The 20,939-nt window shown below is 70.2% G+C and carries 18 protein-coding genes, 2 tRNA genes, 1 other RNA gene and 3 pseudogenes; 17 read left to right on the plus strand and 7 right to left on the minus strand.

What is annotated here, in order from left to right:
• Nucleotides 1-9: 9 nt before the first annotated feature.
• On the minus strand, nt 10-1,077 hold the full coding sequence (locus JKJ07_RS46910) for a PHP domain-containing protein (protein ID WP_203078309.1): 1,068 nt from the start codon (nt 1,075-1,077) through the stop codon (nt 10-12).
• Between the two features lie 40 nt (nt 1,078-1,117).
• Here JKJ07_RS46910 and mtnA point away from each other — a divergent pair, with 40 nt between their 5' ends.
• Nucleotides 1,118-2,080: an S-methyl-5-thioribose-1-phosphate isomerase gene (mtnA, locus tag JKJ07_RS46915; RefSeq protein ID WP_203078310.1), complete on the plus strand. Its 963-nt coding sequence runs from the start codon at nt 1,118-1,120 to the stop codon at nt 2,078-2,080.
• A gap of 53 nt (nt 2,081-2,133) precedes the next feature.
• Here the strand turns inward: mtnA and JKJ07_RS46920 are convergent, their stop codons facing one another.
• Nucleotides 2,134-2,706, minus strand: coding sequence for a DinB family protein (locus JKJ07_RS46920; protein WP_203078311.1), 573 nt, complete (start codon nt 2,704-2,706; stop codon nt 2,134-2,136).
• A 38-nt stretch (nt 2,707-2,744) separates the two neighbouring features.
• Complete coding sequence (locus JKJ07_RS46925; protein WP_203078313.1) at nt 2,745-3,716, minus strand: prephenate dehydrogenase/arogenate dehydrogenase family protein; 972 nt, start codon at nt 3,714-3,716, stop codon at nt 2,745-2,747.
• A gap of 140 nt (nt 3,717-3,856) precedes the next feature.
• Here JKJ07_RS46925 and JKJ07_RS50855 point away from each other — a divergent pair.
• Nucleotides 3,857-4,003, plus strand: a pseudogene (locus tag JKJ07_RS50855) (IS30 family transposase); the annotation flags it as partial.
• Between the two features lie 172 nt (nt 4,004-4,175).
• On the plus strand, nt 4,176-5,306 hold the full coding sequence (locus tag JKJ07_RS46930; protein ID WP_307834816.1) for an outer membrane protein assembly factor BamB family protein: 1,131 nt from the start codon (nt 4,176-4,178) through the stop codon (nt 5,304-5,306).
• A 77-nt stretch (nt 5,307-5,383) separates the two neighbouring features.
• Here the strand turns inward: JKJ07_RS46930 and JKJ07_RS46935 are convergent, their stop codons facing one another.
• Nucleotides 5,384-6,151 (minus strand): M23 family metallopeptidase, encoded by a 768-nt coding sequence (locus tag JKJ07_RS46935; RefSeq protein ID WP_307834817.1) that lies wholly within the window; start codon nt 6,149-6,151, stop codon nt 5,384-5,386.
• A 103-nt stretch (nt 6,152-6,254) separates the two neighbouring features.
• Here JKJ07_RS46935 and JKJ07_RS52505 point away from each other — a divergent pair, with 103 nt between their 5' ends.
• The 4 genes from JKJ07_RS52505 to tadA all read left to right on the plus strand — a co-directional run bounded on the left by JKJ07_RS52505 (nt 6,255) and on the right by tadA (nt 8,118).
• Nucleotides 6,255-6,791 carry a hypothetical protein gene (locus tag JKJ07_RS52505; RefSeq protein ID WP_438871519.1) on the plus strand — a complete coding sequence of 179 codons (537 nt, stop codon included), beginning with the start codon at nt 6,255-6,257 and terminating at the stop codon, nt 6,789-6,791.
• A gap of 104 nt (nt 6,792-6,895) precedes the next feature.
• Entirely contained in the window at nt 6,896-7,063 is a 168-nt protein-coding gene (locus JKJ07_RS46945) for a hypothetical protein (protein WP_184954586.1), read from the plus strand.
• Nucleotides 7,064-7,150: 87 nt separating this feature from the next.
• Complete coding sequence (locus JKJ07_RS46950; protein WP_203078317.1) at nt 7,151-7,669, plus strand: tRNA adenosine deaminase-associated protein; 519 nt, start codon at nt 7,151-7,153, stop codon at nt 7,667-7,669.
• Between the two features lie 2 nt (nt 7,670-7,671).
• Nucleotides 7,672-8,118 carry a tRNA adenosine(34) deaminase TadA gene (gene tadA, locus JKJ07_RS46955; RefSeq protein ID WP_438871521.1) on the plus strand — a complete coding sequence of 149 codons (447 nt, stop codon included), beginning with the start codon at nt 7,672-7,674 and terminating at the stop codon, nt 8,116-8,118.
• 59 nt (nt 8,119-8,177) lie between these two features.
• On the opposite strand, the gene deoD is transcribed toward tadA, so the two are convergent.
• A complete protein-coding gene (gene deoD / locus JKJ07_RS46960) occupies nt 8,178-8,894 on the minus strand; it encodes a purine-nucleoside phosphorylase (RefSeq protein ID WP_203078319.1) in 717 nt (238 codons plus the stop codon).
• A 126-nt stretch (nt 8,895-9,020) separates the two neighbouring features.
• Between deoD and JKJ07_RS46965 the strand changes: the two genes are divergently transcribed.
• The 3 genes from JKJ07_RS46965 (at nt 9,021) to JKJ07_RS46975 (ending at nt 11,105) form a co-directional block, all read left to right on the plus strand.
• Nucleotides 9,021-9,110 (plus strand) — tRNA-Ser (locus JKJ07_RS46965).
• A gap of 759 nt (nt 9,111-9,869) precedes the next feature.
• Nucleotides 9,870-10,211 carry an STAS domain-containing protein gene (locus JKJ07_RS46970; protein ID WP_203078321.1) on the plus strand — a complete coding sequence of 114 codons (342 nt, stop codon included), beginning with the start codon at nt 9,870-9,872 and terminating at the stop codon, nt 10,209-10,211.
• A gap of 18 nt (nt 10,212-10,229) precedes the next feature.
• On the plus strand, nt 10,230-11,105 hold the full coding sequence (locus JKJ07_RS46975; RefSeq protein WP_203078323.1) for a DUF4231 domain-containing protein: 876 nt from the start codon (nt 10,230-10,232) through the stop codon (nt 11,103-11,105).
• Nucleotides 11,106-11,146: 41 nt separating this feature from the next.
• On the opposite strand, the gene JKJ07_RS46980 is transcribed toward JKJ07_RS46975, so the two are convergent.
• Nucleotides 11,147-11,234 (minus strand) — tRNA-Ser (locus JKJ07_RS46980).
• A gap of 79 nt (nt 11,235-11,313) precedes the next feature.
• On the opposite strand from JKJ07_RS46980, the gene ffs reads away from it, so the two are divergent.
• Together ffs and JKJ07_RS52385 are read left to right on the plus strand one after the other, a co-directional pair.
• Nucleotides 11,314-11,410: signal recognition particle sRNA small type (ffs, locus tag JKJ07_RS46985), an RNA gene on the plus strand.
• A gap of 86 nt (nt 11,411-11,496) precedes the next feature.
• Nucleotides 11,497-13,173 (plus strand): annotated as a pseudogene (locus tag JKJ07_RS52385) (DNA polymerase III subunit gamma and tau); the annotation flags it as partial.
• Between the two features lie 74 nt (nt 13,174-13,247).
• Here JKJ07_RS52385 and JKJ07_RS52390 read toward each other — a convergent pair.
• Nucleotides 13,248-13,382: pseudogene (locus JKJ07_RS52390) on the minus strand (hypothetical protein); the annotation flags it as partial.
• Between the two features lie 2,276 nt (nt 13,383-15,658).
• Between JKJ07_RS52390 and JKJ07_RS47000 the strand changes: the two are divergent.
• From JKJ07_RS47000 to JKJ07_RS47020, 5 genes are all read left to right on the plus strand, one after another.
• A complete protein-coding gene (locus JKJ07_RS47000; protein WP_236031416.1) occupies nt 15,659-15,958 on the plus strand; it encodes a YbaB/EbfC family nucleoid-associated protein in 300 nt (99 codons plus the stop codon).
• A gap of 4 nt (nt 15,959-15,962) precedes the next feature.
• Complete coding sequence (gene recR / locus JKJ07_RS47005) at nt 15,963-16,556, plus strand: recombination mediator RecR (RefSeq protein ID WP_203078327.1); 594 nt, start codon at nt 15,963-15,965, stop codon at nt 16,554-16,556.
• Between the two features lie 407 nt (nt 16,557-16,963).
• Nucleotides 16,964-17,971, plus strand: coding sequence for an ABC transporter permease (locus JKJ07_RS47010; RefSeq protein ID WP_203078328.1), 1,008 nt, complete (start codon nt 16,964-16,966; stop codon nt 17,969-17,971).
• A gap of 69 nt (nt 17,972-18,040) precedes the next feature.
• The gene (locus JKJ07_RS47015; protein WP_203078330.1) at nt 18,041-19,816 is read left to right on the plus strand and encodes an ABC transporter substrate-binding protein; all 1,776 of its coding nucleotides are present in this window, start codon (nt 18,041-18,043) and stop codon (nt 19,814-19,816) included.
• A gap of 118 nt (nt 19,817-19,934) precedes the next feature.
• Entirely contained in the window at nt 19,935-20,936 is a 1,002-nt protein-coding gene (locus JKJ07_RS47020) for an ABC transporter permease (RefSeq protein ID WP_203078332.1), read from the plus strand.
• The last annotated feature ends 3 nt before the right edge of the window (nt 20,937-20,939 follow it).

Below are 20,939 nucleotides of genomic sequence, written 5' to 3' on the forward strand. Positions count from 1 at the left end.
TCGCCGACCCTACGTTCTTCCTGCGTGGCTCGCCGTCCACTCGAGCAGGCGTTCCATCGACCAGGTGTTGACGACGTTTTCGATCGGGACGTTGCACAGGGCGGCCCGCTCGCACCCGAAACCCAGCCAGTCGAGCTGCCCCGGCGCGTGCGCGTCGGTGTCGACACTGAACAGACAGCCCGCCTCGACCGCGACCGTCAGCATCCGCTTCGGCGGGTCCAGCCTGTCCGGCCGGCAGTTGATCTCGATGGCCTTCTCGTGCTCGAGGCAGGCGGCGATCACCTTGTCGAGGTCGAACGTGCTCGGCGGGCGGGTCCGCCCCGTACGGTGGGCCCGGTCGCCCTCGCCCTGGGACGGGACCTTGCGGCCGGTCATGTGGCCGAGGATGTCGAGATGCGGGTTGGCCAGCGCGTTGACCATGCGCTTGGTCATCCGCGGCGACTCGTCCCGCAGCTTGCTGTGCACCGAGCCGACCACCACGTCGAGCCGGGCCAGCAGCGCGTCCTCCTGGTCGAGCGAGCCGTCGTCGAGGATGTCGACCTCGATGCCGGTCAGGATGCGGAAGCCCTCGGGCAGCTGGTCGTTGAGCCGGGCCACATAGTCGAGCTGCTTCTTGAGCCGCGCCGCGGGCAGCCCCCGAGCCACCGTGAGCCGCGGCGAATGATCGGTCAGCACCAGATATTCGTGCCCCAGGTCGGCCGCGGCCAGCGCCATCTCCTCGATCGGGGAGCCGCCGTCCGACCAGTCCGAATGGCTGTGGCAGTCGCCGCGCAGGGCCTCGCGCAGCTTGCGGGCGGCGCCGTGCAGGTCGACGCCCTCGGTCGACTCGAGCCGGCGCAGATAGACCGGCTCCTCGCCCTTCAGCGACTCCTCGATGCAGCGGGCGGTGACCGAGCCGATGCCGCTGATCTGGCCCAGCGTGCCCTCGCCGGCCCGCGCGAGCAGCTCCTCCTCGTCGAGGGCGGCGACCTTCGCGGCCGCCGACCGGAACGCGCGCACCCGGTAGGTCGCCTCGTTCGCACGCTCGAGCAAAAAGGCGATGCGCCGCAGATCCGCGATCGGGTCACGAGAAGCCATGAAAGACAGCCTAGAAGCTCTCGTGGCTAACATCGCGACCATGCGGACGATCGACTGGGTGGACGGCGCCATCGAGATCATTGATCAGACGGTGCTGCCGGGGGAGCTGAAGATCCTCCGCCTGCACACCGTGGGCGAGCTGGTCGCGGCGATCCAGGCCCTGGCCGTACGGGGTGCGCCCGCCCTGGGTGTGGCCGGCGCGTTCGGGGTGGCGCTGGCGGCCCGCGTGCACGCCGACGACCCGCAGGCGCTGGCCGCGGCGGTGCACCGGATCGAGCACGCCCGCCCGACCGCGGTGAACCTGGCCCGCGGGGCCCGTCGCGCCGCCGGAGTGCTGCCGCGCGGGCCGCAGGCCGTCCTCGACGAAGCTTTCCGCGTACGCGATGAGGAGATCGCCGCCAGCTCGGCCATGGCGGCGCGGGGGGCCGACCTGCTCGTCGAGCTCTGCGGCGCCCGGCCGCGTCTGCTCACCCACTGCAACACGGGCGGGCTCGCCGCGGTGACCGTCGGCACGGCGCTCGGGGTCGTGCACGAGCTGCACCAGCGCGGCCGGCTCGGCGGGGTGATCGCCAGCGAGACCCGGCCGCTGCTGCAGGGCGCCCGGCTCACGTCGTGGGAGCTGACGCAGTGGGGCATCGAGCACCGGGTCGCGGTCGACTCGGCCGGCCCGTTCCTGATGGCCCGCGGCGAGGTCGACGCGGTGATCCTGGGCGCCGACCGCATCTGCGCCAACGGCGACGTGATCAACAAGATCGGCTCGTACGCCCATGCGCTCGGCGCCCGCCGGGCCGGCCTGCCGTTCGTGGTGGTCGCGCCCGAGTCCACCGTCGACCTGAGCACCCCGTCGGGCGACGCCGTGCCGATCGAGGACCGTGGCGCGGCCGAGATCACGCCGTGGGCGCCGGCGGCGAACCCGGCCTTCGACGTGACCCCGCACGACCTGGTGACCGCCATCGTGACCGATCGCCGGGTCATCCGCCTGGACCGCTCCGAGACCCTCTAGCCCCTCTTTGCGGGCTTCTTTGTTCACGGCCCGGGCTTCCACGGCTTCTTGGTTTACGGCCCAGGCTTCCACGGCTTCAACCAGTCGGTCTCGGGCCAGCCCTCGGCGGCGGCCATCAGCGGATAGGCGGTCGCGCCGTCGACCGACTCGCGCACGATGTCGGCGTGCCCGGTGTGCCGCGCGGTCTCCTGAACCAGGTGCAGCAGGATCCACCGCAGCGTCCAGTGCGACATGTCCTTGCTGTTCCACGGCACCGAGTGATCGATCGGAACGGCGTGATCGAGGTTGTCGAGCTCGGTGACCGTCTTCTCGGTCTGCTCGGCGACCCGGTCATAGCGAGCGAACACCTCGTCGATGCTCTCCCCCTCGGCCAGCCGGAAGTTGTTCGCATAGGCCTCGTAGTCGAGCACCTGCGGCTCGCCCCGAACCTGCCCCATCCAGCCCGCCTCGGTCGACGCGCAGTGCTTGATCAGCCCGCCGACGCTGAGCTCGCTGGCCGACGGCGTGGCCCGCAACTGCTCGTCGGTCAGCCCGTACGCCGTCAGCCGCAGCACGTAGCGCATCTGAGCGAGGTAGGCGAGCAGACCCTGCTGTTCGTTGTCGATCGAACCGACCTGACCGGGCATCGCGGACTCCTTAGGTTTTCGTAGCTCTGTCATTCACGCTAGGAGCTATTGCGGCCACTTTCCGGCCGCATTGCGGCGATCCTGTTTCCGGTCACCTCCGTGACCCAGCCGCCCGCTCGGCCCAGCTCCAGCAGGCCGGTGACCGTCGCGGCCATCTCCGCCGGCTCCCCGGGAGGGGCCGGCCAGGCCCGGCGCAACTCCCCGGCGCGGGCCACCGTGGGCGTCAGATCGCGCACCGGTTCCCTCCCGAGATCACGACGCATCTGCTCGAGCTCGCCGATCAGCCGCCCCAGCGCGCCATCGACCTCGGTCGCGTTGCCGCCGCACATCGCCACGATCAACTCGGCCCTGGTCGCCGCGACCCGGGTGCCGTCACGGAACGACCCGGCGGCCAGCGCACCCGCGAGCGGGTTGTCCCGCAGCTGAAGCGCCAACGCAGCCGCGAACAAGTGCGGCACATGGCTGACCTCGGCCACGGCCCGGTCATGCTCGCTCGCCGTCACCGGAACCACGCGGGCGCCCAGCTCCGTATAGAGCGCCGCAAGCGCAACCCAGTCCTCCAGCTCGGCCGCCGGCTCGACGGTCAGCACCCAGGAACAGCCCTCGAACAGCGTCGCCTCAGTGGCCGCGAACCCCGACGTCTCCTTGCCCGCCATCGGATGCCCCCCGACGAACCGCTTGACGCCGTGCTTGACGGCCAGCTCGCGGACCGGAGCCTTGACGGACGTCACGTCGGTGACCAGCCCCTCGAAGCCGGCCAGTTGCTCGAACACCTCACCCAGAGCCGGCAGTGGAACAGCCAGCACGACAAGCCGCGTATCCGAGGCGCCGGCCCCCTCAATCCCCGCGATCGCCTGCGCCACACTTGCCGCGACCTCGAACCCTGCGGCCGCCGCCAGCTCCCGAGTGGCCGGATCCGCGTCATATCCCACGACGCGATGCCCGCCCGCACTCAGCGCACGAAGCAGCGATCCCCCGATAAGCCCAAGCCCGACGATTGCGATGTTCACGCCCGGAACTCTCCCACAACCCCCCACCCCGGCCGCCCGCTTCATCGCCCGCCTGTGGATAACAAATCCCCCTGTGGATAACCCGTTCCCCCCGCCCGACCGGACGTAGCCTCGTCCCGAAGTCCCGGCAACCCGTGGTGATCCACCAGGCCCGCTATCTGCAAGGCCGGGCAGAGCTACGCCGTGAGGTGGCCCGCGCCCTGCGCACCGGCCGGGCTTTGCGCCGTCTCCGCTGCCGACCGGGCCAGCGCCAGTCCCGCTTCGCGCATCCCGCGGTGATGATCAGCGTTCACTGGCCATTGATGCCGGATGAGCGAGCCAGGATTTCGGCAAACCAGACCCCCACCACTGTCGACGACCAAGATCAGCCGTTTGGGCAGGGGGAGGCGGCCGGTCCGGTGTGCCGATTTGTCCGTTTCGGGTCTGCTGGGGCGGGAGTGCCGCAATTACGGTTAGCTCGTGACTTACCGGGGGAAAATGCTCGCCGCGGGGCTCGTGATGAGCGCCGCGCTGGTCGGGGCCGCGCCCGCGTCGGCGCAGGTTTCCGACGCCATGCCGAGCTTCAACGGTGCGGTGCTGACCATCGCGTACGCGAAGAATGTCGTCTACGTGGGCGGCGACTTCACGGCTGCGATCGTCAACGGCAGGCCTGTCGCTCGTGGACGGCTGGCCGCGGTCGACGCCCGCACCGGTGCGCTTCTGCCCTGGGCGCCGGCTGCTGACGGGCGGGTCAAGTCACTGGTGGTCAGCGGTTCGGCGGTCTATCTGGCCGGGGATTTCGCCACGATCGGCGGGCAGAAGCGGGACAGTCTGGCCCGCGTCGACGTTGCCAGCGGGGCGCTGAGCAGCACGTTCAAGCATGCGATGAGCGGCCGCCCGATGGCGATCGCCGCGGCGCACGGGCGGCTCTATGTGGGTGGCGGGTTCACCGCGGTCGACGGCCAGGCTCGCGGGCGGCTCGCGGCGTTCAGCCTGAGCAGCGGCAAGCTCGACGCGCGCTGGCGGCCCACCGTGGACGATCAGGTCGAGACGATCGCGGCCGGGGGCGGGCGGGTCTACGTGGGTGGCAAATTCCGCAAGGTCAACAGCCTTCCCGGGTACGAGCGTCTGGCCGCCCTCGATCCGGCGGGCGCGGCAGTCGTCACCGGCTTCAAGCCCAAACCACCGGTCATCACGTACGGGCTGGCAGTCACCGCCGATGCCGTCTACTCGGCGCACGGCGGGCAGGGCGGGCGGATCAGTCGCTACACCCCGGACGGCGTGCACAAGTGGTCGGCCACGTTCGACGGGGACGCGCAGGCGGTCACGGTGCTCGGCGACACCGTGTACGCGGGTGGCCATTTCGACCGCGCGTGCAGCACCGCCCGTACGGGGTCGCAAGGCTCTTGTGTCGACGGGGCGGACCACCGCGTGAAGCTGGCCGCATTGTCGACGGCCGACGGCCACCTGCTCGACTGGACCGCCGACGCGAACGGGGTCGAGGGGGTGCTCGCCCTGGCCAGCAGCGCCAAGCTCGGCGCGGTCGCCATGGGCGGGGCGTTCACGACGGTCGAGGGGCGTCAGCAGAAGAGGTTCGCGCAGTTCAGTTAGGACCCAAAGGCTTTACTCCCGGCAGCAGGGGGCCGCATCCATCGGGCGAGGGTGCGGCCCCTTGCGTACGCCGGAAGTCAGGCCTTGCAGTTGTGCGAGCGCTTCCACGCGGCGACCTCGGCGACCGGGCTCTTGCTGCCGCCCTTGCGCCACGAGGCCAGGTAGGAATAGGGCCAGACGACACCGCGGCGAACCTTCCAGTCGCCGACCTTGGCGCACGGCGGCGAGATGCCGTAGTGCAGGTGGCAGACATTGTTCGCGTTGCCGGTGTGGCCGACCTTGCCGAGCAGCTGGCCGGCCTTGACGCGGACGCCCTTCTTGATGCCGGGCTGCACCTTGCTCAGGTGGGAGCCGTAGAAGCGCACGCCGTCGTCGCCCAGCAGCGACACCGAGAGGCCGCCGTTGTTGGGGCCGTCGGGCGAGCCCTTCACATACACGTCTTTGAGGCTGACCTCGAGCACGACGCCGCTGGTCGTGGCGACCACCGACTCGCCGCAGTCGGCGAAGATGTCGGTCGCCTTGTATTTCGAGTGCGTGGTGTGCCAGTCGACGTTCGACGCCTTCACCGGGAAGACGTATTTCACCTTCTTGGTCGCGGTGAGCGCCGAGGCGGCGGACGCGGAGGGCGTCGCGGACGGAGTGGCGCTCGCGGACGCGCTCGGCGACGTGGCAGCCGGCAGGCTCGGCGCGACGGAGGACGGCTCCGGGGCCGCCGCGGCCGACGTGGCCGCGGGCTCGACGAACTGCGGGGTCGCGGACGCCGACCCAACGCCGGAGTTGCCGCCACAACCGGCCAGGCAGACGGCTATTACGGTCAAACCGGAGAGGGTACGGAGCAATCGCACCGGGCCATCCTGGCACGAGTAGCCCGTTCCCGCCGACCCGTGCTGGCTACGCTGGCACATGTGCGGGCCGGTCAGGCGGGCCGGCCGATGCTGGAGGTGGGCTGTGACCGACGGGCGCGAGGCCTGGCAGACGACCGCGCCGCCGCCCCACCCGGGCGCGGCCGACGGGCGTGAGGCTTGGCAGACGACCGCGCCGCCGCCTCACCCGGGCGCGGCCGATGGGCGCGAGGCCTGGGCTACGACCCCGCCGCCGCCTCATCCGGGTGCGGTTGATGGGCGGGGGGCCTGGTCGACGGCCCCGGCCCCGCCGATGCGGCCGCCGTCGGGGCTGTTTCCCGGTCCGACGCGGCCGACCTATCGCGAGGCGCATCCGGTCACCGCGGCCCCGCTGCTGGCCGGCCTGGGGGCCGGGGTGATCTGGCTGGCCTTGTTCGGCGCGCTCGCCCGTGACCTGGCCGGATATGCGTGGTGGACGCTGTGCGCGGCGGTCTGCGCGTGGGTTGTCGCCATCGTGCTGGCCCTGATCGGCGATCGCGGCACGGCCGTCGGCGTGGCCCTCGCGAGCGGCGTCGGGCTATCGATCGCCGTGGCCTTCGTCGGCGCCGAGTGGATCACCACGGAGAACTGGCCGCTGTGGTGATTGTCCGATCTTGACCGGGCTTGTCGGCGACCCGATGTGCCGTCCTCGTCGCCGTGCGCACACGGTCTTGACTTAAGGTCCGGATAAGGTTCAACCTCGGGTCCATGCCCCCCTCAGCGAATCGGCTCGACCCCGATCGTCGCCGACGCCGCCTCGAGTTGCTGGCCGCCCTCGCCAGCGCGAAAACGGCACGGGAGACGACGCAGCCGCAGCGGCTGCGCCGGGCCCGGCTGCGCGAGCTCATCGCGATGCGCCGTCGCCTGGTGAACTGACTTCCGCCACAGTCAAGGCGTGGCGCGCCGCGCCCGCCGTTCTTCCCGCTACCGTCACTCGCGAAGACATCAGTCGTGGGGGGAAAGTTGTCGACATTCGCTGCCGCCGTGGGCCGGGGCAAGAACGGCTGGACGGCGTCCGAGCTGGACCTGGGTGGGCTGGCCGACATCGACGAGGTCGTCGACGCGATGCGCGACGTGGAGCCGGACGCGGACGTCACGCTGCTCTTCGTCGAGAGCGACGACCAATATCTGGCCGTGCTGCGGCTCGACGAGGGTGAGGACCTGCGGATCTTCGGTTCCGACTCGGCCTTCGCCGACGAGTCGCGGATCGGCGCGATGCTGCTCGGCGAGATCGAGGCGCCGGCGTTGGAGCTCGACGAGCTGACCGACGGCGGGGCGGACGACGAGGACGACGACAAGCCCGCCGTCGACCCGGACGCCGATCCGGTCGGCGACGCGGAGCTGCTCAACGACCTCGGGATCAACGCGCACCGGCTGCTCACGTTGTGCGGGCGCGAGGGCACGATGCCGGCCGACGTGACGGCCGAGATCTGTGGGCGGATCGGCTGCGGCGACGAGATGGAAGAGCTGCGGGACGCGTGAGCCTGCGGGCGCGGCCGCAGCACGTGGCCTGGATGCGGCGGGCGCTCGAGGTGGCCGCCGCCACCGGGGACGACGTGCCGGTCGGGGCCGTGCTGCTCGACGCGGACGGCCGGGAGCTGGCCGCGGCGGGCAACCAGCGGGAGGCGACCGGCGATCCGACCGCGCACGCCGAGATCCTGGTGTTGCGGCGGGCCGCCGAGCAGACCGGCTCGTGGCGGCTCGACGGGAGCACGCTCGTCGTCACGCTCGAGCCCTGCACGATGTGCGCGGGGGCGCTGGTGCTGGCGCGGGTGTCGGTTCTGGTCTTCGGGGCCTGGGAGCCGAAGACCGGCGCGGTCGGGTCGCTGTGGGACGTCGTACGGGATCGCCGGCTCAACCATCGGCCCGAGGTGTATGCCGGGGTGCTCGAGGACGAGTGCGCCGCGCTCCTGCGCGACTTCTTCCGCTGAGTTCCCCGTACGGGGTGAGGGCCGCGACGCCGCACGAAGGTGGCGCCGCGGCAGCCGGCTCAGGACGCGCCGGTGATCGCGGTCTCGAGGCCGATCTTGACCATGTCGCCGAAGCCCTGCTCGCGCTGCGCCGAGTCCATCTTGGCGCCGGTCTTGATGTGGTCGCTGACGGTCAGGACGGTCAGCGCCTTGGCGCCGTAACGGGCCGCGATCGTGTAGATCGCGGCCGACTCCATCTCGACCGCGAGCACGCCGTAGTCGGCCAGCGAGTCGTAGAGGTCGGGCCGGTCGGTGTAGAACGCGTCGGCGGCCAGGATCGGGCCCACGCGGATCGCCGTGCCCTGCCGCTCGGCCACCTCGACGGCGGTGCGCAGCAGACCGAAATCGGCCACCGGCGCGTAGTCGATCAGGCCGTCGAAGCGGGACCGGTTCATGTTGGAGTCGGTGGCCGACCCGATCGCGGCGATCACGTCGCCGAGCTGGAGGTCGGGCGCCAGCGCGCCGCACGAGCCGATCCGGATGACCGACTTCACGCCGTACTCGTTGATCAACTCGTGGGTGTAGATCGACGCCGACGGCATGCCCATGCCGGAGCCCTGCACCGACACCGGGACACCCTGATAGGTGCCGGTGAAGCCGAGCATCCCGCGGACCTGGGTGTAGCACTTGGCGTCCTGCAGGAAGGTCTCGGCGATCCATTTCGCCCGCATCGGGTCGCCCGGGAGCAGGACCCGCTCGGCGATGTCGCCCGGCTGTCCGCCGATGTGCACGCTCATCGGCGCGTCTCTTCTCGCTCGTTCATGTCCCCGATCCTGCCAGGCCGGAGCAGGTGACTCCGGGTGGGCGCGGGTATTGGGGAACCCGGCGGCGAGCGCCGATCGGCATCCGGTAACGTACTTCCCGGTGGTGTGTCCGAGCGGCCTAAGGAGCACGCCTCGAAAGCGTGTGAGGGTGCAAGCCCTCCAAGGGTTCAAATCCCTTCACCACCGCCACCGACCGGCGGCTCCGCATTGACGGGGTCGCCGGTTTTGTTTTGGGCTCCGTTTGTGGTCACTCTGCGTGTCACGGAACGGGACGTCCGTTCGGGCCGGCCGTGGGTCGTACGATCGGCTCTTCTCCATGATCAGGTATCGTGCACGTAACGCCGCCGTTTCGATGTCCGGCTGCCGCATTCACAGGCAGTGTTGATGACTCACGGTGATGGTATGGGGACGGCCCTAATACGTCCGCTGTCGCGCAAGTCACGCAGCCGAAAACCACCGGATCAGACAATCCCCTTTAACCGCCTGGTGAGAAAATTTCACAAGATTGCCCTACGCCGATGCCTGGGAACTGTCCTAGATTTGACTGGTGAGAGTTGACAGTCACTGGTGGAATGGTGACGTCCGGCTTGCGCGCCGTGACGTCTACGTCCGCACCGACGGCGATCTCTGGGAAGTCGAAGCTCAGATGGGCGGACCAGAGGGCAAGTCCAAGGTGCAGCAGTGTCCAGGACGGGCTTCTGCCATGATCCTGGCCGACGCGTGGCGTGGACCACGCTGGCAGTGGCGCAAGCTTTAGCAGCGCCAGGAGCCCAGGCTGCGCCGCAGGCTTGACTTCATCGGCCAGCCGATCTTTCCAATGGGGGCCGGATCCTATTCGGGATCTGGTCCCCATTGCGTTCCCGTTTCCGGCGGACCGTTTGTCCGGTGACAATTGTTTGCGTGGATCTAGCCTGAGTTGCCATCAACAGCGCCCAGGAAGCGATTCCCATGCAGGCCTCAGTCACCGATCACCGCAGCGACATCGCCGTTCTTCACCTGCGCGGCGAACTCGACGCCGATACCGCCGTGCAGCTCCACAAGACGCTGGCCGACCTGCTGGAACGCCCGGTCCCGCGGATCGTGGTCGACCTCACCGACCTCAAATTCTGCGATTCCGTCGGGCTCAGCGCCTTCATCACCAGCAAACAGGTCATCAACGCGCGGGGTGGCTGGCTCAGCTTCGCCGGCGCCAACCCCTTCCTCACCCAGCTGATGGAGACCGTGGGCCTCAGCCGATACTTCGCCATCTTCCCCGAGGTCGACGACGCGATCGCGGCCGCGCAGCTCTGACTCTTTACAGTTGGGGGCGTGGCGGCACCCTCGACTGTGGAAAGCGACCTGCCCGGCCTGTTCCGGGACGCCGACCGGGCCGCGATCGAACGACAGGGCCGCTATCTGGCGGTCAGCCGGATCGGGCTGATCGCCGCGGTCGTCGCGTCGATCGGCAGCGCGCTCTCCATCGACGTCACCCCGTCGCTCGACCTCGGCGGCGCCATCTCCGGCCTGGCCTTCCTGGTCGGCGGCGGGCTGACGCTCTATCTCTTCCGGCGCCGGCCCGACCGCGCCTGGTACGAGAGCCGGGCCGCGGCCGAATCGATCAAGACTTTGGCCTGGCAGTTCTGCATGCGCGGCGGCTCCCTCGACCGCGACACGCCCGGCGACGAACGGCATTTCGCCCGCGAGGTCGCCGCCGTGGCAGGGGCGATGCGGCACGCCGGGCTGACCGTGACCGGCCACAACGCGGGCGTCACCGAGACCATGCGGGCGGTGCGCGAACTGCCGCTGGCCGACCGGCAGGCGATCTATCGGGCCCAGCGGATCGACGACCAGCATCGGTACTACACGCGCAAGGCCGAGGAGAACCGCCGGCGGGCCCGGCGCTGGTTCCTGTGGGCGATCGCCTTCCAGGCCGCCGGGGTGGTGCTGGCGTGGCTCAAGGCCACCAACGTGGTCGACGCCGACCTGCTGGGCATCGCCTCGACCGCGGCCGCGAGCGCTTTGGCTTGGGTGCAGACCCGCGACAGCCAGAACCTGGCCGAGTCGTACCGGGTGGCGGCGAACGAGCTGAGCCTGATCGCCGAATCCGCGCCGCCCGACGATCCGGAGGCATGGAGCCTTTACGTCGGCGACGGGGAGCGGGCCATCTCGCGGGAACACACGTTGTGGCTGGCGCGGCGCTCCTGAAAACAAGCTGAGCCGGGCCCCGGGCCCGGCTCATGCTGTTGTGGCGGAGGATACGAGATTCGAACTCGTGAGGGTGTGAACCCAACACGCTTTCCAAGCGTGCGCCCTAGGCCTCTAGGCGAATCCTCCGTCAGCCAGGATACAGATGCGTGGGCCGCGGGACGCATGGGTCCCCGCCTCGGCACGGCGAGGCAACGGCTACACTCGTCGTAGCCTCTCGTGCGGCGTGTATCTCGTGAACCTCCCCAGGGCCGGAAGGCAGCAAGGATAAGCGGGCTCTGACGGGTGCACGAGAGGTCTTTTCTTTTCTCTCCCTCACCCCAGCGGTACCTGGGTTGGTTCTTGTCGTACCCCCGGCGGACAATGGCGCGGTCGTCGAGGAGGGGCAGCAGTGGCACTCGCGCTTTACCGCAAGTACCGTCCGCGCACGTTCGCGGAGGTCATCGGCCAGGAGCACGTCACCGAGCCGTTGTCGCAGGCTCTGCGCAGCGGCCGGCTGAACCACGCTTACCTCTTCTCCGGCCCACGTGGCTGCGGCAAGACGTCGAGCGCGCGCATCCTGGCCCGCTCGCTCAACTGTGAGCAGGGCCCCACCCCCGAGCCGTGCGGGGTCTGCACGTCGTGCCGCTCGCTGGCCAACGACGGCGCCGGCTCGATCGACGTCATCGAGATCGACGCGGCCAGCCACGGTGGTGTCGACGACGCTCGCGAGCTGCGCGAGAAGGCGTTCTTCGCCCCGGCCAACAGCCGCTACAAGATCTATGTGATCGACGAGGCCCACATGGTCTCGTCGGCCGGCTTCAACGCGCTGCTCAAGCTCGTCGAGGAGCCGCCGGAGTACGTGAAGTTCATCTTCGCGACCACCGAGCCCGAGAAGGTGCTCGGCACGATCCGCTCGCGCACCCACCACTACCCGTTCCGGCTGATCCCGCCGGCCGTGCTGCGGCCCTACATCCAGCAGCTCACCGAGGCCGAGGGCGTGCAGGTCGAGCCGGCGGTGTTCCCGCTCGTGGTGCGGGCCGGCGGGGGCAGCGCGCGCGACACGCTGTCGGTGCTCGACCAGCTGATCGCCGGGGCCGGGCCCGACGGGGTCAGCTACGCGCGGGCGATCGCCCTGCTCGGCGTCACCGACGTCACCCTGCTCGACGAGATGTGCGACGCGATCGCGGCCGGCGACGGCGCGGCGGCGTACGCGACGATCGACCGGGTCGCCGAGGCCGGGCACGACCCGCGGCGGTTCGCGTCCGACCTGCTCGAGCGCTTCCGCGACCTGATCGTGCTGCAGCAGGTGCCCGACGCGGTCGCCAAGGGCCTGATCGACGGGCCGGCCGACCAGCTCGAGGCGATGGGCGCCCAGGCCACCCGGCTCGGCCCGGCGACCCTGTCGCGCTGCGCCGACATCGTGCACAACGGCCTGGTCGACATGCGCGGCACCACGGCGCCCCGGCTCCTGCTCGAGCTGATCACGGCCCGCATGCTGCTGCCCGGGGCCGAGGATTCGACCGGCGCGCTGCTGCAGCGGCTCGAGCGGATGGAACGGCGGTTCGCGCTGGGCGGGGAGCCGCTGACCCTGCCCGAAGGGGTGCCGGCGTCGGCTCCGGTCTCGGCTGCTCCGGCTGTGGCTCCTTCGGCTCCGGCCGCTGCCGCTGCCGCTGCCGCCGACGGCGGTGGTGCCGCGGGCGGCGGGGGTGCCGCGGGCGGCGGGGGCGGGCTTGCTGCGGCGCGTGCTGCTGCGGCTGCGGCTAAGAAGGGCGGCGGCGGGGGTGGGCGTCCGACCGCCGGAGGGCAGGGGTCTGGTGGCGCGGCGCCTGTTTCGGCGGTGCCGGTCTCTGCTGCTCCGGTCAGTGCTGCTCCGGTTTCGGCCGCGCCCGGTTCGTCGGCGCCTGCTTCTGCCGCGGCCGGTGGGGGAGTCTCGGCTCCCGCTAGCGCTGCGCCTGCTTCGGCCGACGGGTCGGCTGGGGCCGCCGGGCCGGATTGGAACGGCGTAGCCGATGGGGGTGCCGCTTCGGCGGCCGGCGCTGCGGTTGGCGAGCCCGAATACGACGAGCCGCCGTGGGACGACGAGCCTGAGGCGGACGAGCAATCTGCCGTTAGTGCTGCACCCGTCAGCGCTGCGCCCGTCAGCTCTGCGCCTGTCAGTGCTGCGCCGGCGGGTGCGGCGCCTAGAAGTGCCGCGCCGGTCAGTGCTGCGCCCGTCAGTGCTGCGCCCGTCAGTGCTACGCCCGTCAGTGCTACGCCCGTCAGCGCTGCGCCTGCCGGTGCGGCGGCCGCCGGCACTGTGTCTGCTGGTGCCGAGTCCGTCGGCGCTGGTGCTGCGCCTGTTAGCGCTCCGCCCGCCGCTGCTGCGGATGCGCCGGTTGCCGAGGCGGCGTCGGCGGGGCGGTCCCAAGCGGGTGCGCCGGCCGAGCCCGCGCGTGCTTCGGGTCGTCGGCGGGAGCCCGCCGGGGTGCTGCCGGACGCGCCCGAAGAGCCGGGAGCCGCCGCCGTGGAGGCGGCGGCCGTGCCGGGGCAGTTGACGGCGCAGGCGGTTCGGCAGGTGTGGGGCGAGGTGCTCGACGAGGTCAAGAAGCAGCCCCGCGGCGTGGTGCTGCGGGCGATGGTGGCCGATGCGACCGTGCGCGAGGTGGAGGGTCAGACCCTGTTCCTGACCGTGCCGTCGGCGACGCATGCCCAGCGGATCGGTCAGGAGCCGGCGCTTCCGAACGCGCTCTACGAGATTCTCGGCGGGCGCTGGGAAGTTCGGTGCGAGGTCGCCGGGCCCGGTGGCGGCGGTTCGGGTCGGGGCGGTCCGTCCGGGCCCGCGGGTGGCGGTGGTGGCGGGTCCGCGGGCCGGGGCCGCAATCAGAGCGCGCCGGGTCAGCGAGGCGAGGCCGGTGGCCAGCGGCAGGGTTCGCAGCAGGCCGCGCCGGCCCGTTCGGGTGCTGCTTCCGCCGGCACGGCCCAACCCGCGGCGGCCGGACGAGCTCCCCACACTCAGCGGCGTCAGGCGGACGCCCCGCCCGTCGGCGACGACGACTGGCCGGAGCCGGCGCGCCCGGGCGGCCACTCCTCCGCACCCGCCGCGGCGGCGGTGGAAGAAGAGGACGACGACGAGGACTGGCCGGAGGTCCGCGCGATCCCGACCAGCGCGGCTCCCCGCGACGCCGAGCCGGAGTCCGCGGTCCGGCTCGATCCGGATAGCAACGCATCCGGTGAGGCTGCGCTGCGAAGTGCCGACGCAGCGGCCGACATGGCATCGGGCGCTGAGTCGGCGGACGGATGGGTTTCGGGCGGAGACAGCGGTGCCTCCGACCACGCGGCCGACGACGGCGCGGCGGGCAGTGCGGCCGGGCTGGGTGACGCGGATCCGGCGCGTATCGGTGCGGGTCAGCACGCGTCGAGCCCAGGTACGGCAGCTCCGGAGAGTGTCGCGGCCGACCGCCCGGACGCAGGTGTCAGTGACGGCGGCGCATCGACCGTGCCTGGTGATCGCGAGGCTGGATCGAGTGAGGCTGCCGGAACTGTGGCTGGGCCCAGCAGCGCCCCGATTGGACCCGGCAATTCGGCGGCCGGGCCGGGCAGCGACGCAGCAGGAGCAACCGGTGACGTGCGGCCGGAGAGCGACACGGCGGCCGGGGAAAGCGGCTCGGGCGTTCGGGCCGCTCCCGGGAGCGCGGCCGTAGCCGCTGCGCGGGCTGCTGCGGCCCGGGCCGGCGCGCGTGCGGCCACGGCTGGTGGCGCTCCCGCGGCCATGGCTGGTGGCGCTGCCGCGGCCCCGGCGAACGGTGGACCGGCAGGTGCCAACGGCGCGGCCACTGGCGGTGCCGCGGCTGCGGGCGGTTCGGCGGCCGGTGGCGGGCGGGGCGCGGCCGGTGGTGGGCGGGGCGCGGCCGGTGGTGGGCTGGCGGCGGCGCGGGCGGCGGCCGCCGGGGCTCGGGGCCCAGCTGCGGGTGCTCGCCAGGGCGGCAAACCGGAGGGCTGGTCGGACGGCTCGCCCACCGAGGAAGCGCCCTACGATCCCGAGTTCGACGGTCCGCCGTCCGGCCGGGGTGGCGGAGGTTACGAGGGCTTCGACCCGGGTGACGAGCCGCTCGACGACGTGATCGATGAGAAGACGGCCCGCGAGAGCAGCGAACAGCAGGCCATGCGGCTGCTGCAGGAGGCCTTCGGCGCTGAGAAGATCGGCGAGAGCTGACGGCTGGATGGCTGCCGTGTCAGCTCGTGCCCGATCGCATGACTGGGCCGGCGTTCGTGGATCTGGGGGCGACGAAGCGGTCAGGGGCAGCCCCATGCAGGCCGCCGGTGGCTGGGGACGGCCCGGTGTCGCAGTGAGCTGGTCCGGCACGCCGGGTTCGGTGGTGGTGCGGTTGGGGGCGGTGACGACTCGTACGGGATGAGGGTTTGGCTCTTTACGGGGTCGGGGCGTCCAAGGTGTCCCGAGTGGCGTGGCGTGTCGTGTGCGTAGGGGGCGGCTACGCTGGGCGGCGGTTACGACGGCTCGTCGGAGATGATCGACGGGCTTGAGTGTTCAACGATGTGGAGGAGCGGCCATGCGGCCCGGTGGACAGCCGAACATGCAGCAGATCATGAAGCAGGCGCAGAAGATGCAGCAGCAGGTTGCGCAGGCTCAGGCTGAGCTGGCCGAGGCCGAGCTGACCGGCACTGCCGGCGGCGGGCTGGTGACCGTGACCGTGACGGGCCTCGGGGAATACAAGTCGGTCAAGATCGACCCGAAGGCCGTCGACCCGGAGGATGTCGAGACCCTGGAGGACCTGGTGCTGGCCGCGATCCACAACGCGGCCGAGGCGCAGCGGGCGCTCACCGAGGAAAAGATGGGTCCGGCCACCGGCGGCCTGTCCCTGCCGGGGTTCTGATCGCGTGTACGAAGGCGCCATCCAGGATCTGATCGACGAGCTGGGGCGGCTGCCGGGCGTCGGCCCGAAAAGCGCCCAGCGGATCGCCTTTCACGTCCTGTCCGCGGACCCGGCCGACGTCAACCGGCTGTCCACCGCCCTGCGCAAGGTCAAGGAGCTCGTGCGGTTCTGCACGATCTGCTTCAACGTGGCCGAGTCGGAGCAGTGCCGGGTCTGCCGTGACCCGCGGCGCACCAACGAGGTGTTGTGCGTCGTCGAGGAGCCGAAGGACGTCGTGGCGATCGAGCGGACCGGCGAGTTCCGCGGCCGCTATCACGTGCTGGGCGGGGCCATCAATCCGCTCGAGGGCATCGGCCCCGACAATCTGCGCATTCGCGAGCTGCTGCAGCGGCTCGGCACGGGTGAGGTCAAAGAGTTGATCCTCGCCACTGACCCCAACACCGAGGGTGAGGCGACCGCGACGTATCTCGCCATCATGGTGAAGCCGATGGGGATTGCCGTCACACGTCTGGCAAGCGGTTTGCCTGTTGGTGGTGACCTTGAGTATGCGGACGAGATCACTCTGGGTCGTGCCTTCGAGGGGCGCCGCGCAGTCTAGGCGTACGCAGGGTCACTGCATGATCACAACGCGATAGCATTTTGGCCCGGAATTGCTCCTCGCACGTCATCTACACGGTAGTTTCCGTTTGGTCGGGGCCGCAGGTCACGGTCACATCACGACGGGGACACGGAACCGCGCGTGTGCGGTCGGTGAACTTGACCTGAAGCACCGCAGTAGGTGAGTGTTCCTCCGATGGCGGCACACCCGCCGTCGAGTGCCTTCGTGGCGTCGGTCTGATCTGACCCATGCGACGAGGGTCGGCACTCGAGGCATGCGATAACCGATCGGTTGCCGTTCGCTGCGTGGGCCATCGTCATCCGGGTCTCGCGGGGGTTCTCCAGCCCTGCGCGCCGGGGGCCGTGGACTCATGCTCGGCCGGCCGCCGGGAGAGGACCGGCGCATAGATGTCGCTTGGCCCAGAGGCGTCGGTCACCGACGAGAAGACCGCGCCTACCGCCGACGCGGCTGACCGCCCTGGCGAGCAGGCGATCGCCGGACGATCGCTCAAGCAGATCGCGTGGCGTCGCCTCAAGAAGGACAAGGTGGCGATCGCCGGTGCGTGCGTCGTCATCTTCCTCATCGTCGTGGCGATCCTGGCCCCGCTGCTGATCAAGCTGCTCGGTCACCCGATCGACGAGTATCACAACGACGCGCTCGACACCGAGCTCGGCACCGGCCTGCCCAAGGGCGCGCTCGGCGGCATGAGCTGGGAATACCTGCTGGGCGTGGAGCCGCAGACCGGCCGTGACATCTTCAGCCGGATCATCTACGGCGCGCAGACCACGCTGACGGTCGCGTTCCTGTCGGCCTTCCTGTCGACGCTCTTCGGCACGATCTTCGGCCTGGCCGCGGGCTTCCTCGGCGGCTGGGTCGACTCGGTGATCAGCCGGATCATGGACTTCCTGCTGGCCTTCCCGCAGCTGCTGTTCGCCATCGCGCTGCTGTCGGTCCTGCCGGACGAGTTCTTCGGGCTCGGCCCCCGCTGGTCGCGGGTGGGCGTGCTGATCGGCGTCATCGGCTTCTTCGGCTGGCCGTACATCGGCCGCATCGTGCGCGGCCAGACGCTGTCGCTGCGCGAGCGCGAGTTCGTGGAGGCGTCGCGCAGCCTGGGCGCCCGCTCGGGCCGGATCCTGTTCCGGGAGCTGCTGCCCAATCTGGCCGCGCCGATCCTCGTCTACACGACGCTGATCATCCCGACCAACATCCTGACCGAGGCCGCCCTGAGCTTCCTCGGCGTCGGCATCCCGCCGCCGAACCCGTCCTGGGGCGGCATGTTGTCGGACGCGGTGCAGTTCTATCGCATCGACCCGATGTACATGATCATTCCGGGCTCCGTGATCTTCATTACCGTGCTCGCCTTCAACCTCTTCGGTGACGGCCTGCGCGACGCGCTCGACCCCAAGGCTCGCTGAGCCGGCGGGACGAAGAACCACGCAATTTCCGCGGACCGGCCGGGTTCGCTTTCGAGGAGGTAGGAACAGGTGGCACGCAAGACAAGGGTGCTGGCGGCGTCAGGCGTCGCTCTCGCACTCGGGCTGACCACCGCCGCGTGCGGTGGCGGCTCGGACGACGATGACAACGGCGGTACCGCTTCCAACGGCAAGTCGGAGTTCGGCGCCGCGATCACCAGCGTGGTCAACCCGAGCACGACCAAGGGCGGCACGCTGAACCTGTGGTCGTCGCAGGACGCAGACAGCTGGGACCCGGCGCGTGGCTACTACGCCTTCGTCTGGAACCTCAACCGCCTCTACACCCGCAAGCTGGTGGACTACGCCGCCGCTCCGGGCAAGGACGGCCTGAAGGTCGTGCCCGACCTGGCCGAGGCCGAGCCGACGATCAGCGCGGACAAGCTGACCTACACCTTCAAGCTGCGCAGCGGCCTGAAGTGGGACGACGGCGCGCCCATCACGTCCAAGGACGTCAAGTACGGCGTCGAGCGGGTCTGGGCGACCGACGTGATCTCCGGCGGCCCCTACTACCTGCCGAACGTGCTCGACCAGGGCCAGAACTACAAGGGCCCGTACAAGGACACCGCGCCCGACAAGCTGGGCCTGAAGTCGGTCACCACGCCGGACGACTCGACGATCATCTTCAAGCTGGCCAAGCCGTACTCGGACTTCCTGTACCTGCTGGCCATGCCCGGCTCCGGCCCGGTTCCGCAGAAGCGTGACACCGGCGCCCAGTACGGCCAGAAGCCCGCCGCCTCCGGCCCGTACATGTTCAAGTCGATCGCCCCCGGCAAGAGCGTGTCGTGGGTCCGGAACCCGAACTGGGACCCGGCCAGCGACCCGATCCGCAAGGCGCTGCCCGAGGCGATCAACCTGACGATCACCACCAACGCCGACGACCTGGACAACCGTCTGCTCGCCGGCACGGCGGACCTCGACGTCGGCCAGACCGGCGTGCAGGCCGCGGCCCGCACCAAGCTGCTGACCGACAACAACCTGAAGGCGAACGCCGACGCCCCCAACACGGGCTTCCTCCGCTTCGCCGACATGACGCCGGTCGCGCCGCTGAACAACATCGAGTGCCGCAAGGCGGTCATCTACGCCGCCGACCCGACCTCGATCCAGACCGCTCGCGGTGGCCCGTACGCGGGTGGCGACATCGGCACCAGCATCCTGCCGCCGAACATCGCCGGCTCGGACACGAACTACGACCCGTACAACCGCAAGCAGGGCAAGCCGCAGCTGGACAAGGCCAAGGAGGCCCTGACCAAGTGTGGCCAGCCGAACGGCTTCAACGTGAAGATCGCCGCCCGTAACAACCGGGCCGCCGAGGTCAAGACCGCCGAGGCGCTGCAGGCGTCGCTCAAGGCGGCCGGCATCACCGCCTCGATCGACCAGTACGACGGCGCGCAGGACTCGGCCATCGGTGGTTCGCCGGAGATCGTGAAGCAGCGCGGCTACGGCATCATCATCACCGGTTGGGGCGCGGACTACCCGAGTGGCGCCGGCTACATGCAGCCGCTCGCCGACAGCCGATTCATCACGAAGAACGGTAACTTCAACCGTTCGGAGATCAAGGACCCGGCGATCGACAAGCTGTTCGACGACGCCGCCGGCGAGACCGACCCGGCCAAGGCGGCCGAGATCTACAAGCAGATCAACCAGAAGGTCATGGACGGCGCGTACGTTCTGCCGTTCGTGGTCGACAAGGCGCTCAACTACCGCAACCCGCGGCTGACGAACGCGTACGTGCACGAGTCCTTCGGCATGCTGGACTTCCAGGCGCTCGGCGTCAGCGACGGTAAGTGATCTCGCTCTGCCCTTAACGGCATCGGGTAATTCGAAGGGTTGGTGAAGGCCGCCCGGAGCGGGCGGGCATCGGTTTCCGCAAGGAAGCCGGTGCCCGCCCATCCGATGGCCGAACGTCGTGCTGTCATACATCGTTCGTCGCGTGTTCAACGCGATCATCACGCTGCTGGTGGTGACTGCGGTCACGTTCGGCATCTTCTTCGCCATTCCGAAGGCGATCGGCACCGACCCGGCGTTGCTCTACATCGGCAAGCAGTCGGACCCGGCGGCCATCGAGGGCATCCGGCAGAAGATGGGGTTCGACGATCCCATCTACGTGCAGTACGGCAACTTCCTCAAGGGCATCGTGGCCGGCCGTGAATACTCCAACGGCCCGGACGTTACCGACTGCCCGGCGCCGTGCCTGGGCTATTCGTTCTCGACCGACCAGGAAGTCACCCCGCTGCTGCTGGAGGACATCCCGGTCACCCTGTCGCTCGCGCTCGGCGCGGCGGTGCTGTGGCTGATCATCGGCATCTCGTTCGGCGTGGTCTCGGCGCTCCGCAGAGGCTCGTTCGTCGACCGGGCCGCGATGACCACGGCACTGGCCGGCGTCTCCCTACCGGTCTATTTCACCGGTCTGCTCTCCTCGGCGATCTTCGTCTACGCGCTGGGCTGGCTCCCCGAGAGCAATTACAAACCGTTCACCGAGGATCCGGGTCAGTGGTTCACCAGCCTGATCCTGCCCTGGATCACGCTCGCGTTCCTGTTCGCGGCCACGTACGCCCGCCTGACGAGAGCCAACATGCTCGAGACGCTGGGCGAGGACTACGTGCGGACCGCGCGGGCCAAGGGCCTCACCGAGCGGGTGGTCATCGGCAAGCACGCCCTGCGGTCGGGCCTGACCCCGATCGTGACGATCTTCGGTCTGGACCTCGGCGCCCTGCTCGGCGGCGCCGTCCTCACCGAGAACGTCTTCAACCTGCGCGGCCTCGGCTATCAGGCGCTCAACGCGATCCGGCAGAACGACCTGCCCGTGATCCTGGGCGTGACGCTGATCGCCGCGTTCTTCATCGTCTTCGCGAACCTCATCGTCGACCTGGTCTACGGCTGGATCGACCCGCGCGTGCGACTGGCCTGAGGG

Origin of the sequence: Paractinoplanes lichenicola (assembly GCF_016785085.1) — a bacterium.
Lineage (GTDB): Bacteria > Actinomycetota > Actinomycetes > Mycobacteriales > Micromonosporaceae > Actinoplanes > Actinoplanes lichenicola.